Genomic DNA, 15877 nt, shown 5'->3' on the forward strand with positions numbered 1-15877 from the left:
TACGGTGCATGCAGTACCTGTGGGAGCTGGCTTGCCAGCGATGAGGCCGGAACAGACAACATCATTGTCCAGCCTGAAATAAAAAAGCCGGCAAACGCCGGCTTCGAATCGATCAGTCGGGCACGCCCCCGGGGAAGAACAGGCGCTGCAGCTCCACACCCGGCTCCTCGGCACGCATGAACGCTTCGCCAACGAGGAAAGAATAGACCTCGTTGATCTCCATCAGCTCGACATCCGCCCGATTGAGGATGCCGCTCTCGGTGATTGCCAGGCGATCGCGAGGAATGCGTGGCAGCAGATCGAGGGTGGTCTCCAGGCTGACTTCGAAGGTGTGCAGGTTGCGGTTGTTGACCCCGACCAGCGGCGTATCAAGGGTCTTCAGCGCACGCTCCAGCTCGTCGCCGTCATGCACTTCCACCAATACGTCGAGACCGACGCTCTTGGCAGTGGCCGCCAGCTCGGCCATCTTCACGTCGTCCAGGGCGGAGACGATCAGCAGCACGCAGTCGGCGCCCAGGGCACGGGCTTCGACGATCTGGTACGGATCGATCATGAAGTCCTTGCGGATCACCGGCAGTTTCACCGCCGCGCGGGCCTGTTGCAGGTAGGCATCCGCGCCCTGGAAGTAATCGACGTCGGTCAGCACAGACAGGCAGGTCGCCCCGCCCTTTTCGTAGCTGACGGCAATTTCCGCCGGCACGAAGTTCTCGCGGATCACGCCCTTGCTCGGCGACGCCTTCTTGATCTCGGCAATCACCGCCGGCTGCTTGCGCCTGGCCTGCTCGATCAGCGCATTGGCAAAGCCACGCGGCGCATCGGCGGCAGCCGCCAGGCGCTCCAGCTCGGCAAGGCTGACCCGGGCGCTGCGCTCGGCGACTTCCTCGACCTTGCGGGCAAGGATCTTTTCCAGAACCGTCGGAACACTCATCCTTCATTCTCCAGCTTGAATACCGCAGTAAAGGCGCCCAGCTCTTCCATCTTTTCCCGAGCAAGGCCGGTGTGCAACGCGTCATGGGCCAGCTCGACACCTTGCTTGAGGCTCATGGCCAGGTCCGCCGCGTAGAGCGCAGCACCCGCATTGAGGACGATCATCTCGGCCGCCTTCTGCCCGTTCTCGGTCTTGCGCCGGCCGATGGCATCGCGGATCAGCGCCAGCGATTCCTCCGGACCGTTGACTGCCAGGCCATGCAGGCTCTGGCTCTTCATGCCGAGGTCTTCCGGCTCGACCCAGTACTCGGTGATCTCGCCGTTCTTCAGTTCGGCAACGAAGGTCGGCGCGGCGAGACTGAATTCGTCCAGGCCATCCTTCGAATGCACCACCAGCACATGCTTGCTGCCCAGGCGCTGCAGCACTTCCGCCAACGGACGGCACAGGGCCTGGGTGAACACGCCGACGACCTGGTGCTTTACACCAGCCGGATTCGTAAGCGGGCCGAGCATGTTGAACAGGGTCCGCAGACCCAGGTCGCGGCGCGGGCCGGCAGCGTATTTCATGGCGCGGTGGTGGGTCTGGGCGAACATGAAGCCGATGCCCACGCTGTCGATGCAGCGGGCAACCTGGACCGGCGTCAGGTTCAGGTAGATGCCGGCCGCTTCCAAAAGGTCGGCACTGCCACTCTTGCCGGATACCGCGCGGTTGCCATGCTTGGCCACGGTGCAGCCAGCCGCCGCGACGACGAAGGCCGAGCCAGTGGAGACGTTGAAGATATTGGCGCCGTCGCCGCCGGTGCCGACGATGTCGACCACGCCGTCGAGGGTATTGAGTTCGACCTTGTCCGCCAGCTCACGCATGACCGACACCGCACCGGTGATCTCGTCGATGCTCTCGCTCTTCATGCGCATGCCCATCAGGAAGGCGCCGATCTGCGCCTCCGTGCACTGACCGGTCATGATCTCGCGCATCACGTCGCGCATTTCCTCGGTGGACAGGTCCAGGTGGCCGACGATCCGGCCCAGGGCAGTCTTGATATCCATGCTCAGTCCTTAACGGCGGCCGCCGGTCTGCTTGAGGAAGTTGGCGAACAGCGCGTGGCCCTGCTCGGTGAGGATCGACTCGGGGTGGAACTGTACACCTTCGATGTTCAGGGTCTTGTGACGCAGGCCCATGATTTCGTCGACGGAACCGTCCTCGAAGGCGGTCCAGGCGGTCATTTCCAGGCAATCCGGCAGGGTTTCGCGCTTGACCACCAGGGAGTGGTAGCGGGTCACGGTCAGCGGATTGTTGAGGCCGGCGAACACGCCCTTGTCTTCGTGGACGACCGGGCTGGTCTTGCCGTGCATCACCTGGCGGGCACGCACGACGTCACCGCCGAAGGCCTGGCCAATGGACTGGTGGCCCAGGCACACGCCGAGGATCGGCAGCTTGCCGGCGAAATGGTGAATGGCAGCGATGGACACGCCGGCTTCGGTCGGGGTGCACGGGCCCGGGGAGACGACAATGCGCTCCGGCTGCAGGGCTTCGATCTGTTCGATGGTCAGTTCGTCGTTGCGAATGACCTTGACCTCTGCACCCAGCTCGCCGAAGTACTGGACGACGTTGTAGGTGAAGGAATCGTAGTTGTCGATCATCAGTAACATCTGGGCTCAACCTCTTGAATACTGACTTTGAATGGTCGCCTTCCCGACTGCTGACAGGCAGTTCCACCCCCCGCCAGTCGTTTCGAACTGTTGCAGAGGTATGTGGAAACGTTTCAGAAAGGCAAAAAACAACGGGCCGGAAAACCGGCAGGAGATAAAGTCAGGCGCGCCAACGCCAACGGGCGTGGGCCTTGATAACGCGCATCAAGAGTTTGCTGACGATCAACACGGGGTAGGTCTCGTTCATACGTTTCGGCACAGTAGCTTACGGAAACAATCACTGCAATATGGGCAGGTCAGTAAGCGATGGATTTGCTACCTTCAATCGGCGCAATGCCCAAAAACAACGACAAGAAGGACTCTTGCGATGAGAAAACGCCGTTATCTACGTCAATCGGCCGCGTGCCTGCTGGCTATCGCCTGCTCCAGTGCCATGGCTGCTCCCTCGCCCTACTCCACCATGATCGTCTTCGGCGACAGCCTCGCTGACGCCGGGCAGTTCCCCGACCCGACCACCCCCGGATCAAGCCAGCGCTACACCAACCGCAACGCGGATGGCAGCTTCGCCCCGGTGTCCTCGATGATTCTCGGTGGCTACCTGGGCGTTCCCGCGGACCAGTTGAACGCCTCCACTTCGGCAGTGAATGCCGCGCTCGGAATCCCTGATGGCAACAACTGGGCGACCGGGGGCTACCGGACCGACCAGGTCTTCGAATCCATCACCGGTGAGTCTCTGGTGGTGATCCCACCCGGCAATCCCGGTGCTGGCACCGTGCTGCGCAAGCGCCCGGGTTACCTGGCCGGCGGGCGCATGGCCGACCCGAACGCGCTCTACTACCTCACCGGGGGCGGCAACGATTTTCTCCAGGGACTGGTGACCTCACCTGCCGCCGCCGCAACCTCGGCCACCCAGCTGGCCGCCAGCGCCCAGGCCCTGCAACAGGCCGGTGCGCGCTACATCATGGTCTGGCTGCTGCCCGACCTCGGCCTGACCCCGGCGCTCAATGGCACGCCGCTGCAAGGTCCGAGCTCGCAGCTCAGCGCGGTCTTCAACCAGACCCTGGTCAGCCAGCTGGCGCAGATCGATGCCGAAATCATTCCGCTGAACATTCCCCTGCTGTTCAACGAAGCGCTGGCAGCGCCGACCCAGTTCGGCCTGGCCGCCGACCAGAACCTGCTGCAGACCTGCTACAGCGGCAACGGCTGCACGCAAAACCCGGTGTATGGCGCCAACGGCACCAACCCGGACGCCAGCAAGCTGCTGTTCAACGACTCGGTGCACCCGACCATCGCCGGCCAGCGGATGATCGCCGACTACGGCTATTCCATCCTCTCCGCACCGTGGGAACTGACCCTGTTGCCGGAAATGGCCTACGGCACCCTGAACGCCCACCAAAGCGAACTGCGCAACCAGTGGCAGGCCGACTGGCAAGCCGTCGGGCAATGGCAGGCGATTGTCGCGGCCAGCGGCCAGAATCTGGATTTCGACAGCCAGAGCGGCTCGGCCAGCGCCGACGGCCACGGCTACAGCCTGACGGTGGGCGGCAGCTATCGTCTTGACGAGAACTGGCGTGTCGGTATCGCCGGCGGCTTCTACCGGCAGAAGCTGGAAGCCGGCCTGCAGGACTCCGACTACCGCCTGAACAGCTACCTCGCCACCCTCTTCGCCCAGTTCAACCACGGCCGCTGGTGGGCCGACGCCGCGCTGACTGGCGGCAAGCTCGACTATGACGACCTGCAGCGCACCTTCGCCCTCGGGCCGAACGACCGCAGCGAGAAAGGCGACACCGATGGCGACCTGGTCGCCGTATCCGCGCGTCTTGGCTTCGACCTGGCGGAACCGGGCAGCCCGTGGCATCTGTCGCCATTTGTCAGCGCCGATTACGCACGGATCAGGGTGGATGGCTACAGCGAGGAAGGCTCACGCGCCACGGCGCTGACCTTCGATGACCAGACGCGTGATTCGCGGCGACTGGGCCTGGGTCTGCAGGGGAAATTCCAGGTGACGCCAGCGACGCTTGCGTTCGGCGAGGTGGCCAAGGAGCACGAGTTCGAGGATGACCGGCAGGACCTGACCCTGCATCTCAACAGCCTGCCGGGGAATGAGTTCACCCTGACCGGGTATACGCCGCATAGCAGCCTGACACGGATGAGTGTGGGGGTCAGCCATGAGCTGGCGCCGGGACTGGCATTGCGCGGGAGCTACAACCGGGTCACCAGTGACGAGCTGACCCAGCAGGGGGTCAATCTGGCCTTGAGCCTGGAGTTCTAGGCTGAAGAGGCCATGTTGTAGCTGATGGCCTCATCGCTGGCAAGCCAGCTCCCACAGGGTTCAGCGGCGTCGCGAACACTGTGGGAGCTGGCTTGCCAGCGATCAGGGCCAACACTTATTTCTGTGGGGTCTGCTCAGCCAGCGCCACTGCCCGGAACATGGCCCGGCGCTTGTTGATGGTTTCTTCCCACTCCAGCGCCGGCACCGAGTCGGCGACAATGCCGCCACCGGCCTGCACATGCAGCTCGCCGTCCTTGATCACCGCGGTACGGATGGCAATCGCGGTGTCCATGTTGCCGTTCCAGGCGAAGTAACCCACCGCCCCACCGTAGACCCCACGCTTGACCGGCTCGAGCTCGTCGATGATCTCCATCGCGCGAATCTTCGGCGCACCCGACAGGGTGCCCGCCGGCAGGATGGCGCGCAGGGCGTCCATCGCGGTCAGGCCGCTCTTCAGTTGCCCGGTGACGTTGGAAACGATGTGCATGACGTTGGAATAACGCTCGATCACCATCTTCTCGGTGAGCTTCACCGAGCCCACTTCCGAGACCCGACCGGTGTCGTTGCGGCCCAGGTCGATCAGCATCAGGTGCTCGGCGATCTCTTTCTCGTCCGACAGCAGGTCTTCTTCCAGCGCCCGGTCGGCTTCCTCGGTAGCACCACGCGGCCGGGTACCGGCGATCGGCCTTACGGTGACCAGGTTGTCCTCGACCCGCACCAGCACTTCCGGCGAACTGCCCACCACGTGGAAGTCACCGAAGTTGAAGAAGTACATGTACGGCGTCGGATTGAAGCAGCGCAGGGCACGGTACAGGTCGATCGGCGCCGCCTTGAAGTCGATGGACATGCGCTGCGACGGGACCACCTGCATGCAGTCACCAGCAAGGATGTACTCCTTGATGGTGTCGACCGCGCGCTCGTAGTCCGCCTGGGTGAAACTGGAGCGGAACGCCGGCTCGGCGGCCTGCAGGCCGGTGAAGTCGAGACCGCGGCGCGGGGTGATCGGCTGGCGCAGTTGCTCCAGCAGGTCCTGCAGGCGGGCCTGGCCTTGCTCGTAGGCATTGTCCTGCGCCGGGTCGGCGAGAACGATGGCGTGCATCTTGCCGGCCAGGTTGTCGAACACCACCACGGCGTCGGACACCATCAGCAGGATATCCGGCACGCCCAGCGGATCCGGGTTCGGGCACTTGCCGAGGCGCTTCTCGACGTAGCGCACGCAGTCGTAGCCGAAGTAACCGACCAGGCCACCGTTGAAGCGCGGCAGACCGGCGATGGTCGGCACCTTGTAGCGCTCCTTGAAGGTCTCGACGAAGGCCAGCGGGTCTTCCACGTCATGGCACTCGGTCTCGACGCCGTCGACGGTGATCCGTACCTGATGATCATGCACCCGCAGCACGGTGCGGCATGGCAGGCCGATGATCGAGTAACGCCCCCACTTCTCGCCGCCCTGCACGGACTCGAGCAGGTAGGAGTTGGGCTGGTCGGCCAGTTTCAGGTAGATCGACAGCGGCGTGTCGAAGTCGGCCAGGGTTTCGCAGGCCAGGGGAATGCGGTTGTAGCCTTCAGCGGCCAGGCGCAGGAATTCTTCGCGGGTCATGATTGCCTCGTGGCAGTAGGGCAAGAAAGAACAAATGGCAAACGTGCCGGATCGGAGCCGGCCGGAGAGAAGTCAGGCGCGCCAACGCCAACGGGCCAGGGCCTTGATGACTTTCATCCAGAGTTTGCCAGGTGCTACCACGATGGAATCTCTACCGGGGGGAAGGTTGAAGGGCTCAACGTTAGCTCAGTGGCTGCACCGAAGCAACCGGGAGCAAGGCGCGCAGGTCGTCGATCACCAGCGCCGGGGATTCCTCGCTGATCGGCCGGCCGTGGTTGTAGCCGTAGGTCAGGCCCACGCACTTCACCCCCGCCGCCTTCGCCGCCTGCACATCGCTGCGGGAGTCGCCGACGAACAGTGCTTCGTCCGGCTGCACGCCGGCCATCTGCATCACATGCAGCAGCGCCGCCGGATCCGGTTTCTTCTGCGGCAGGGTGTCGCCACCGATGATCCAGCGGAAATACGGGCCGATCTGCATCTGGTCCAGCAACGGGCCGACGAAACGCTCCGGCTTGTTGGTGATCAGGGCCATTTCCACGTCCTGCTCCTGCAGCCAGCGCAGAGTGTCACGCACGCCCGGGTAGATCACGGTCAGGTCGTGACTCTCGGCATAGGCGCGCATGAAGATGTCCAGGCCGTGCTCGGCTTCCCGGTCGTCCACCGCCGAATGCTCGATGCCACCGGCCAGGGCCCGGCGCACCAGCACCGGGGCACCGTTGCCGACCCACTGGCGCACCGCGGCGACACCCGCGGGCGGGCGATCCATTTCGAGCAGCATGCGGTCCACTGCCGCCGCCAGGTCCGGGACCGAATCGATCAGGGTGCCGTCCAGGTCGAACATCACCAACCGGGGCAGACGCTGCGGGAAAAGCTGCTCGAAACCGCTCATGGGCGGGCCAGGGCCAGTTCGGCGCGCATCTGGTCGATGACGGCCTTGTAGTCCGGGGCGTTGAAGATCGCCGAGCCGGCTACGAAGGTGTCGGCGCCAGCGGCGGCGATCTCGCGGATGTTCTGCACGTTCACGCCGCCGTCGATTTCCAGGCGGATATCACGACCGCTGGCATCGATCAGGGCGCGGGCCTCACGCAGCTTGTCGAGGGTGCCGGGGATGAACTTCTGCCCGCCGAAGCCCGGGTTGACGCTCATCAGCAGGACCATGTCGACCTTGTCCATCACGTACTTCAGAGCGTCCAGGCTGGTGGCCGGGTTGAACACCAGGCCGGCCTTGCAGCCGCCGTCGCGGATCAGTTGCAGGGAGCGGTCGATGTGCTGGGAGGCTTCCGGGTGGAAGGTGATGTAGGTTGCGCCGGCTTCGATGAAGTCGCCGATGATGCGGTCGACCGGGCTGACCATCAGGTGCACGTCGATCGGCGCGGTCACGCCGTACTTGCGCAGGGCCGAGCAGACCATCGGGCCGATGGTCAGGTTGGGCACGTAATGGTTGTCCATCACGTCGAAGTGGACGATATCGGCGCCAGCGGCGAGCACGGCATCCACGTCCGGGCCCAGGCGGGCGAAATCGGCGGAAAGGATCGAGGGGGCAATAGCGAAGGGCTGCATGGCGCACCTTTTGGGCGAATTCACGGTGGCGCGCATTGTACATCAGGGAAAAGCAGATGATGGATGAATGGAGATCTCCTGAGCACTGCAAAACCCTGTGGGAGCTGGCTTGCCAGCGATTGGGCCGGCAATGACAAAGATGTTGTCAGGTCGGGCCAAATCGCTGGCAAGCCAGCTCCCACAGGGGCCAGTCAAGCTCAAGAAGGCTGCTGAGTCCGCAGTTTTTCGCTGCGCCCGCGCAGCCATTCCAGGGTCAGCAACAACACCACCGAAAAGGCGATCAGCAAGGTCGCGGCCGCCGCAATGGTCGGGCTGAGGTTCTCGCGAATCCCGCTGAACATCTGCCGTGGCAGGGTCGCTTGCTCGGGGCCAGCAAGGAACAGCGTCACCACCACCTCGTCGAACGAGGTCGCAAAGGCGAACAGCGCTCCCGAAATCACCCCCGGCGCAATCAGCGGCAGGGTCACCCGGCGGAAGGTGGTAATCGGCGAAGCGCCCAGGCTCGCCGCTGCCCGCACCAGGTTGTGGTTGAAGCCCTGCAAGGTCGCCGACACCGTGATGATCACGAATGGCACGCCCAGCACCGCATGCACCAGGATCAGCGAGATGAAGCTGTTGCCCAGCCCCAGCGGGGCGAAGAACAGGTAGCTGGCCACACCGATGATCACCACCGGCACCACCATCGGCGAAATCACCAGGGCCATGACCAGCGACTTGCCGGGGAAGTCCCCGCGGGTCAGGCCGATCGAGGCCAGGGTGCCGAAGACCATCGCCAGTACCGTGGCCGCCGGGGCGACGATGATGCTGTTCTTCAGGGCGCGCATCCACTCATCGGAGGCGAAGAAGTTGTGGTACCACTGCAGCGAGAAGCCCTGCAGCGGGTAGACCAGGAAGCTGCCGGAGTTGAACGACAGCGGGATGATCACCAGCACCGGCAACACCAGGAACAGCAGGATCAGCCCGCAGAGAATGCGCAAGCTGTAGAACCAGACCCGCTCGACGGGCGACATGTACGGACTCAGCATGACTTCGCTCCTCAGCTCAGACGCAGGCGGCTGGAGCCGACCAGCCAGCTATAGATCAGGTACAGCAGCACGGTGGCCAGCAGCAGCAGGCCGCCGAGCGCGGTCGCCATGCCCCAGTTGATGCTGGTGTTGGTGTAGAAGGCCACGAAGTAGCTGACCATCTGGTCGTTCGGGCTGCCGAGCAGCGCCGGGGTGATGTAGTAACCGATGGCCATGATGAACACCAGCAGGCACCCGGCGCCCACGCCGGCGTAGGTCTGCGGGAAGTACACGCGCCAGAAGCTGGTGAACGGATGGCAGCCCAGGGAGATCGCCGCCCGCATGTAGGTCGGCGAGATGCCCTTCATCACGCTGTAGATCGGCAGGATCATGAACGGCAGCAGAATGTGGACCATGGAGATGTACACGCCGGTGCGGTTGAACACCAGCTCCAGCGGCTTGTCGATGATGCCGATGGCCATCAGCGCGCTGTTGATCAGGCCGCCGGACTGCAGGAGCACGATCCACGCCGCCACCCGCACCAGGATCGAGGTCCAGAACGGCAGCAGCACGAGGATCATCAGCAGGTTGCTCTGCCGGGTCGGCAGGTTGGCCAGCAGGTACGCCAGCGGGTAGGCCAGCGCCAGGCAGATGGCGGTGATGACGAAGCCCATCCACAGGGTACGGGTGAAGATATCCAGGTAGATGGCCTGGTCCGGGGTGGCCTGGGCGACTTCACCCAGATCGTCGATACGGTGGTCCAGGGCCGCCAGCAGGTAGAACGGGGTCACGCTGCTGGTGTTGCGGCGGATTGCCTGCCAGTAGGCCGGGTCGCCCCAGCGCTCGTCCAGTTCCTGCAGCGCTTCTTTATAGGACGCCGGCTCGGTCTTGAACGGCAGGGCCCGGGCGGTTTTCGCCAGCAGGCTGCGGTAGCCGGCCAGTTCCATGTTGAGACGCTTGGACAGGTCGCCCAGGGTCTGGTTCTTGCGCGATTCGGCGAGGTCTTCGCTCAGCGCCTTGTAAACGGGCTCGCCCGGCAGGCTCTTGCCATCCCACTCGGCCACGGCGACCACGGTGCGCGGCAGGCCGCTGACCACCTCGGGGTTGCCCACGCTCTTGTACAGCAGCGCGGCGATCGGCACGAGAAACACCAGCAGCAGGAACAGCGCCAGCGGCGCGATCAACGCCTGCGCCTTGAAGCGGTTGACCCGCTCGGCACGCGCCAGGCGCTGCTTGAGGGTTGGACCTGCGCCTTCTTTGAGGGGCACTGCGATGGCCATAGCGAACTCCGGAAATCTTGGAAAACGGGGAGCGCCGGCTTGCCACCGGCGCTCCATCGGGACGACTTACTTGGCCGCCCAGGCGTTGAAACGTTGTTCCAGCTGTTCGCTGTTGTCAGCCCAGAAGGCCACGTCGATCTGCACCTGGTTGGCGATGTTTTCCGGGGTGGTCGGCATGTCTTTCTTGATCTCGTCGGACAGCAGCGCGACCGCCTTGGAGTTGGCCGGGCCGTAGGCGATGTTTTCCGAGTAGATCTTCTGCTGCTCAGGCTGTACCGAGTAGGCGATGAACTTCTTGGCCTCTTCGGTATTCTTCGCGCCCTTCGGAATGGCCCAGGCGTCGAAGTCGTAGATGCCGCCGTTCCACACTACTTTCAGGTTGCTTTCTTTCTGCACCGCGGCGATCCGGCCGTTGTAGGCCGAGCTCATCACCACGTCACCGGAAGCGAGGTACTGCGGCGGCTGGGCGCCGGCTTCCCACCACTGGATGTTCGGCTTCAGCTCGTCGAGCTTCTTGAAGGCGCGGTCCTGGCCGTCCTTGGTGGCGAGCACCTTGTAGACGTCTTTCGGCGCAACGCCGTCAGCCATCAGGGCGAACTCCAGGGTGTACTTGGCACCTTTGCGCAGGCCGCGCTTGCCCGGGAAGTTCTTGGTGTCCCAGAAGTCTTTCCAACTGGTCGGCGCGGTCTTCAGCTTGTCGGCGTTGTAGGCCATAACCGTGGACCATACGAAGAAGCCTACGCCGCAGGGCTGGATGGCGCCCGGAACGTAGTCGGACTCGTTGCCGAACAGTGCAGGATCCAGCTCTTCGAACATGCCTTCGTCGCAGCCGCGCGCCAGCTCCGGCGACTCGACCTCTACCAGGTTCCAGGACACGCTCTTGGTGTCGACCATGGCTTTGACCTTGGCCATTTCACCGTTGTATTCGCCCGCGACGATCTTGCCCTTGCCCGCCTTTTCCCATGGCTCGTAGAACGCCTTGACCTGCGCCGCCTTGTTGGCGCCGCCGAAGGAAATCACGGTGAGATCGCTTGCCGCCATTGCGTGGGTCGCAGTGCACAGACCCAATGCCAGCGCGGTCAACTTCAAGTGTTTGAGCATTCTTATTCTCTCCACAGTGCAGGGTGTTGGTTAGCAAACCTCAGTGGGCTTCCAGGATAGGATCGAGGGCGCGTGCGTGCTCGACCTCCCAGCCCAGCGGTACCACGTCGCCCACGGCCAGGGCCGGGTCGAGTTCGGCGATCGGCTGCTTCACGAAGAAGTCGGCCTTGCCGCAGACCTCCAGACGGACCCGCACGTGGTCGCCCAGATAGATGAATTCGGCCACGCGGCCGGAGAAGCGGTTGACGCAACTTTCGCTGTGGCCGTTCAGGCGCACGCGCTCCGGACGCACCGACAGGGTCACCGGCTCGCCCGGCTGGCCGACGTTGACCGCCAGGGCCTCGACCTTCTCGCCACGGGCCAGGGCCACCAGGCAGCGCTCGCCGTCGCTGCTGAGCAGGCGGCCGTTGATGCGGTTGTTCTCGCCGATGAAGTTGGCGACGAAGGTGTTCTTCGGCTCTTCGTAGAGGGTGCGCGGATCGGCGATCTGCTGGATCTCGCCCTGGTGGAACACCGCCACGCGGTCGGACATGGTCAGCGCTTCGCCCTGGTCGTGGGTCACGTAGACCACGGTGACGCCCAGGCGCTGGTGCAGGTGCTTGATCTCCATCTGCATGTGTTCGCGCAGTTGCTTGTCGAGGGCGCCGAGGGGTTCGTCCATCAGGACCAGTTGCGGCTCGAACACCAGCGCCCGGGCCAGGGCCACACGCTGCTGCTGGCCGCCGGAGAGCTGGCCGGGGTAACGCTGGGCGAAGGCATCCAGCTGGACCATGTTCAGCACGCGCTTGACCCGCTCGCTGATGTCGGTCTTGCTCAGGTTGCGCACGCTGAGGGGGAAGGCCAGGTTCTCGGCCACGGTCATGTGCGGGAACAGCGCGTAGTTCTGGAACACCATGCCGATGTCGCGCTTGTGCGGCGGCACGTTGTTGATCGAACGACCGGCCAGCTTGATCTCGCCGGCGGTCGGCGTCTCGAAGCCGGCCAGCATCATCAGGCTGGTGGTCTTGCCCGAGCCGGAAGGGCCGAGCAGGGTAAGAAACTCGCCCTTGCGGATGTCCAGGTTGAGGTCTTTGACGATCAGCGACTCGCCGTCGTAGCTCTTCTGCACACCACGGAAGCTGACCAGGATCTCGCCGGACGCAGCGTTCGAACTGACCTCACTCATACCTGCACCTTTTTGTTGGATGACTGCTGTGATCCAAGCGTAGGGAAAGGTCGGGGCGGCGCAAATCGGGGGTGCTGAGAGATTGATATCAGCCGGGTGGAAGGGTGGTTGTAGGGATTGCCCTACAAAGATGACGGGTTTAGATATGCCTTGAGGACCTCATCGCTGGCAAGCCAGCTCCCACAGTGTCCGCGGCGCCGCCGAACCTTGTGGGAGCTGGCTTGCCAGCGATGAGGCCGGCACAAACGACATCACTCTTTCAGAGGTCGCTTTCAGAACACTCAGAGCAGCTTGTGCTCCATCGCATACTTCACCAGTTCCGCCAGCGACGTGACATTCAGCTTCTGCATCAGCCGCGCCTTGTGGGTACTGATGGTCTTGTTGCTCAGCGCCAGTTGCTGGGCGATGTCGTTGACGTTGGCGCCCTGGGCCAGGCGCTCGAACACCGAGAACTCGCGCTCCGACAGCAGCGAATGCAGCGGCCGGGTATCGGTCAGCCCCACCTCGAAGACCATGCGGTCGGCCAACTCCGGATCGATATAGCGCCCGCCCCCGGCTACCCGGCGAATCGCCGTCAGCAGCAATGCCGGATCACTGTCCTTGGTCGCATAACCCGCAGCCCCGACCTTCAGGGCCCGGGCCGCCATCTGCGCCTCGTCGTGCATCGACAGCACCAGGATCGCCGGCGGCGCATTCAGCGCGCGGATCCGCGGAATCGCCTCCAGGCCATTGACCCCGGGCATGGAGATATCCAGCAACACCACCTCGCATGGTGTATGCCGCAGCGCTTCGAGCAACTGCTCGCCGTTGCCCGCCTCGCCCACCACCTGCATGTCCTTGGCCAGGCCGATCAACTGCTTGATGCCCTCGCGCACGATGGTGTGGTCTTCGGCCACCAATACTCGAATCACTGCCCCGCTCCTGTTTCAGTCCAGAGGAATACGCACGCTCAGGCTGGTGCCCTCGCCCGCTTCACTTTCCAGATGCATCTCGCCGCCCAGCATCAGCACCCGTTCCCGCATGCCGACCAGCCCAAAGGAACTTGGCCGACTGTCACCTACGACGAATCCCACGCCGTCATCGCTGACCGAAAGACACAGCATAGGTCCCTCCAGCGTCAGGTTGATCTCCACCGTATGCGCGTGGGCATGGCGCATGACGTTGGTCAACACCTCCTGCAACACCCGGAACAGCCCGGTGGCCTTGGCATCGCTCAACGGCGGCAGATGCTCGGGCACCTGCACCAGGCAAGGGATCTGCGTCCGCGCTTCGAAACGCCGGGCCTGCCATTCGATCGCCGAGGCAATGCCGGCATCGAGAATCGGCGGCCGCAGCGCCGTGGCCACATCGCGCACCAGTTGGAAGAGCTGGGCGATCAGGCGTTTCATGCTGGCCAGACGCTCATTCAGCCCCGGGTCGAGATCGGCGTAGGCCAGTTCGCACATGGAAGTTTCCAGCTTCAGCACGGTCAACATCTGACCCAGTTCGTCGTGCACTTCCCGGGCAATCCGCGCCTTTTCCTCTTCCCGCACGCTTTCCAGATGGGCTGCAAGGTCGCGCAGATGCTCGCGGGAGCTTTCCAGTTCCAGCTCGACCTGCTTGCTCTGGGTGATGTCCCAGACGATGCCGTCCCACACCACCCGACCATTGCTCAGGGTACGTGCGCTGGCCTTGATATCGGCCCAGCGCTGCTCGCCTTGACGGGTGAGGATGCGCCCCTGCCACGACCAGTCGCTGTCCGTGGCCAGGGCCTGGTCCTGGACCCGGTGATAGTCGGCGCGGTCATCGGCATGCACCAGGTTGCGCAGGCCCATTTGCGGGTGCTGGATTTCCGTCGGCGCGTAGCCGACCAAAGCCTCGCTGCCTTCGCTGATATAGGGGAACTCCAGTTCGTCGATCCCCGGGTCGCGCTCCAGGCGGAATACCAGGCCGGGGACGTTGGCGGCAATCCCCTTGAGCCGCGCTTCGCTCTCCCGCTGGGCGGCCTGGGCGCGACGGCGCTCGCTGACGTCGGTGAGGTAGACCACCAAGTACTCGGCATCGCGAAAGCGCAGGAAACTCAGGGACACATCCACCGGCAGGAACGCGCCATCAGCCCGCAGCCATTGGGTCTCGAAGCGCTGCGCCGACTCGTCGCTGGCCCGCGCACGCTTCCACAGGTCGAGCCAGCGATCCATATGCAACTGCGGCTCGAAGTCGATCAGCGGCCGCTCCACCACCGCACCCGGCTCGTAGCCCAGCATGGCTTCGGCAGCGTGGTTGGCGTAGCGCACATGGCTGTCCCAGTGCACCCAGAGGATGCCCACGGTGCTCTGGTCGAGGGAAAACTGACTGAGGCGCAGCGCTTCTTCGCGCCCGAGGCGCTCGGCAAGGTCTTCCCGCGCCGCCAGCAGGTTGTGTTCGAGGAAGCTCTGCTGACGGCGCTGCCATATAATGATCGCCACGCCGCTGAAGAACAGCGCGGCAAACAGCAGCGCGAGGTTCTGCCAGAACCCGGGGGATTCGCTCAGGCGCGGATACTTCGGTTGCAACCAGCGGTTGTGCAATTCCTCCAGGTCCCGTGCCGGGATCGCCTGCAGGCCGCGCTCGAGGACATCGGCGAGCAGCGGCCAGTCGCGCCGCGACGCCACCCGTAGCAGTTGCGGGAAACCGATATCACCCACCACCGCCAACTCACTGAACTCGCTCTCGCGGGATAAACGGCTGAGCTGCGCCTCGTCCACCACCGCATAGCGCGCCTGGTCGCTGACCACCAGTTGCAGGGCCTGGCGGTCGCCGGGAACGCCTTGCAGATTGAGGTTGGAATAGGTTGCGCGCAGGTGATCGGCCACGGAACTGGGCATGCGCACGGCGACACGCTCGAGCTCGCCGATTTTCTCCACGTCCACCGCCACTGCGCCGTTGCGCTGGCCGACGATCAGCTGCGGGACGCGCATGTAGGGGTCGCTGAACAGCCACAGACGCAGGCCGGCGGGAGTCTGGGTCAGGCCCGGGGCCAGATCGATCTCGCCACCGGCCAGGGCATGCTCGAGTTCGCCCTGGTCGGCGAAGTTGCGCCAGGTCAGGTCCAGGCCAAGGTTGCGTGCCAGCAGGTTCATCAGCTCGACGTTGACCCCGGACAACTGCTGCAGGCGCCGGTCGAACTGGGCGAACGGCGCCTGCAGGACCATGCCGACACGCAGGCTGCGATGCTGCTCCAGCCACTCCCGTTGCGCCGGGTCGAGTTGCACCGGGGAAGGCGCCGGAGCGGCCCAGGCGATCAAGGGCAGGAACAAACAGCCGATAACCCACAGACGGCGCAAACCAATCATCTTGAATCTC

Annotated in this window: 12 protein-coding genes and 1 pseudogene; 1 reads left to right on the forward strand and 12 read right to left on the reverse strand. The window is 64.1% G+C overall.

Annotation, left to right across the window (positions count from 1 at the left end):
- Window positions 1-112: 112 nt before the first annotated feature.
- From trpC to AC2CQI_RS17855, 3 genes are read right to left on the reverse strand one after another with little or no spacing between them, the layout of a single operon-like run.
- Window positions 113-928, reverse strand: a complete 816-nt coding sequence (trpC, locus tag AC2CQI_RS17845; protein WP_075801582.1) for an indole-3-glycerol phosphate synthase TrpC — start codon at window positions 926-928, stop codon at window positions 113-115.
- Complete coding sequence (trpD, locus tag AC2CQI_RS17850; protein ID WP_075801583.1) at window positions 925-1974, reverse strand: anthranilate phosphoribosyltransferase; 1050 nt, start codon at window positions 1972-1974, stop codon at window positions 925-927. Before trpD ends, trpC begins: the two co-directional genes overlap by 4 nt.
- Before the next feature lie 9 nt (window positions 1975-1983).
- Window positions 1984-2577 carry an aminodeoxychorismate/anthranilate synthase component II gene (locus AC2CQI_RS17855; protein ID WP_484577453.1) on the reverse strand — a complete coding sequence of 198 codons (594 nt, stop codon included), beginning with the start codon at window positions 2575-2577 and terminating at the stop codon, window positions 1984-1986.
- A gap of 367 nt (window positions 2578-2944) precedes the next feature.
- Between AC2CQI_RS17855 and estP the strand changes: the two genes are divergently transcribed.
- Window positions 2945-4849 carry an esterase EstP gene (gene estP / locus AC2CQI_RS17860; protein WP_075801585.1) on the forward strand — a complete coding sequence of 635 codons (1905 nt, stop codon included), beginning with the start codon at window positions 2945-2947 and terminating at the stop codon, window positions 4847-4849.
- A gap of 115 nt (window positions 4850-4964) precedes the next feature.
- Here estP and trpE read toward each other — a convergent pair whose 3' ends face one another.
- The 9 genes and pseudogenes from trpE to AC2CQI_RS17905 all read right to left on the reverse strand — a co-directional run bounded on the left by trpE (window position 4965) and on the right by AC2CQI_RS17905 (window position 15867).
- Window positions 4965-6446 carry an anthranilate synthase component I gene (trpE, locus tag AC2CQI_RS17865; protein WP_484577454.1) on the reverse strand — a complete coding sequence of 494 codons (1482 nt, stop codon included), beginning with the start codon at window positions 6444-6446 and terminating at the stop codon, window positions 4965-4967.
- Between the two features lie 72 nt (window positions 6447-6518).
- A pseudogene (locus AC2CQI_RS17870) lies at window positions 6519-7335 on the reverse strand (phosphoglycolate phosphatase).
- Window positions 7332-8006 carry a ribulose-phosphate 3-epimerase gene (gene rpe, locus AC2CQI_RS17875; RefSeq protein ID WP_075801587.1) on the reverse strand — a complete coding sequence of 225 codons (675 nt, stop codon included), beginning with the start codon at window positions 8004-8006 and terminating at the stop codon, window positions 7332-7334. Before rpe ends, AC2CQI_RS17870 begins: the two are co-directional and overlap by 4 nt.
- A gap of 197 nt (window positions 8007-8203) precedes the next feature.
- Window positions 8204-9031, reverse strand: coding sequence for an ABC transporter permease (locus AC2CQI_RS17880; RefSeq protein ID WP_484577455.1), 828 nt, complete (start codon window positions 9029-9031; stop codon window positions 8204-8206).
- An 11-nt stretch (window positions 9032-9042) separates the two neighbouring features.
- Entirely contained in the window at window positions 9043-10290 is a 1248-nt protein-coding gene (locus AC2CQI_RS17885; protein ID WP_484577456.1) for an ABC transporter permease, read from the reverse strand.
- Between the two features lie 66 nt (window positions 10291-10356).
- Window positions 10357-11391: an ABC transporter substrate-binding protein gene (locus AC2CQI_RS17890; RefSeq protein WP_484577457.1), complete on the reverse strand. Its 1035-nt coding sequence runs from the start codon at window positions 11389-11391 to the stop codon at window positions 10357-10359.
- Window positions 11392-11431: 40 nt separating this feature from the next.
- Window positions 11432-12556, reverse strand: a complete 1125-nt coding sequence (locus tag AC2CQI_RS17895) for an ABC transporter ATP-binding protein (protein ID WP_009404264.1) — start codon at window positions 12554-12556, stop codon at window positions 11432-11434.
- A 281-nt stretch (window positions 12557-12837) separates the two neighbouring features.
- Complete coding sequence (locus tag AC2CQI_RS17900; protein ID WP_075801591.1) at window positions 12838-13467, reverse strand: response regulator; 630 nt, start codon at window positions 13465-13467, stop codon at window positions 12838-12840.
- A 15-nt stretch (window positions 13468-13482) separates the two neighbouring features.
- Complete coding sequence (locus AC2CQI_RS17905) at window positions 13483-15867, reverse strand: PAS domain-containing sensor histidine kinase (protein WP_484577458.1); 2385 nt, start codon at window positions 15865-15867, stop codon at window positions 13483-13485.
- Window positions 15868-15877: the final 10 nt, after the last annotated feature.

The organism is Pseudomonas sp. P2S-1 (genome assembly GCF_057197725.1).

Bases quoted from the DNA above. Each gene is read 5' to 3' on its own strand.
- trpC (WP_075801582.1), bottom strand. From the start codon at position 928: ATGAGTGTTCCGACGGTTCTGGAAAAGATCCTTGCCCGCAAGGTCGAG.
- trpD (WP_075801583.1), bottom strand. From the start codon at position 1,974: ATGGATATCAAGACTGCCCTGGGCCGGATCGTCGGCCACCTGGACCTG.
- AC2CQI_RS17855 (WP_484577453.1), bottom strand. From the start codon at position 2,577: ATGTTACTGATGATCGACAACTACGATTCCTTCACCTACAACGTCGTC.
- estP (WP_075801585.1), top strand. From the start codon at position 2,945: ATGAGAAAACGCCGTTATCTACGTCAATCGGCCGCGTGCCTGCTGGCT.
- trpE (WP_484577454.1), bottom strand. From the start codon at position 6,446: ATGACCCGCGAAGAATTCCTGCGCCTGGCCGCTGAAGGCTACAACCGC.
- rpe (WP_075801587.1), bottom strand. From the start codon at position 8,006: ATGCAGCCCTTCGCTATTGCCCCCTCGATCCTTTCCGCCGATTTCGCC.
- AC2CQI_RS17880 (WP_484577455.1), bottom strand. From the start codon at position 9,031: ATGCTGAGTCCGTACATGTCGCCCGTCGAGCGGGTCTGGTTCTACAGC.
- AC2CQI_RS17885 (WP_484577456.1), bottom strand. From the start codon at position 10,290: ATGGCCATCGCAGTGCCCCTCAAAGAAGGCGCAGGTCCAACCCTCAAG.
- AC2CQI_RS17890 (WP_484577457.1), bottom strand. From the start codon at position 11,391: ATGCTCAAACACTTGAAGTTGACCGCGCTGGCATTGGGTCTGTGCACT.
- AC2CQI_RS17895 (WP_009404264.1), bottom strand. From the start codon at position 12,556: ATGAGTGAGGTCAGTTCGAACGCTGCGTCCGGCGAGATCCTGGTCAGC.
- AC2CQI_RS17905 (WP_484577458.1), bottom strand. From the start codon at position 15,867: ATGATTGGTTTGCGCCGTCTGTGGGTTATCGGCTGTTTGTTCCTGCCC.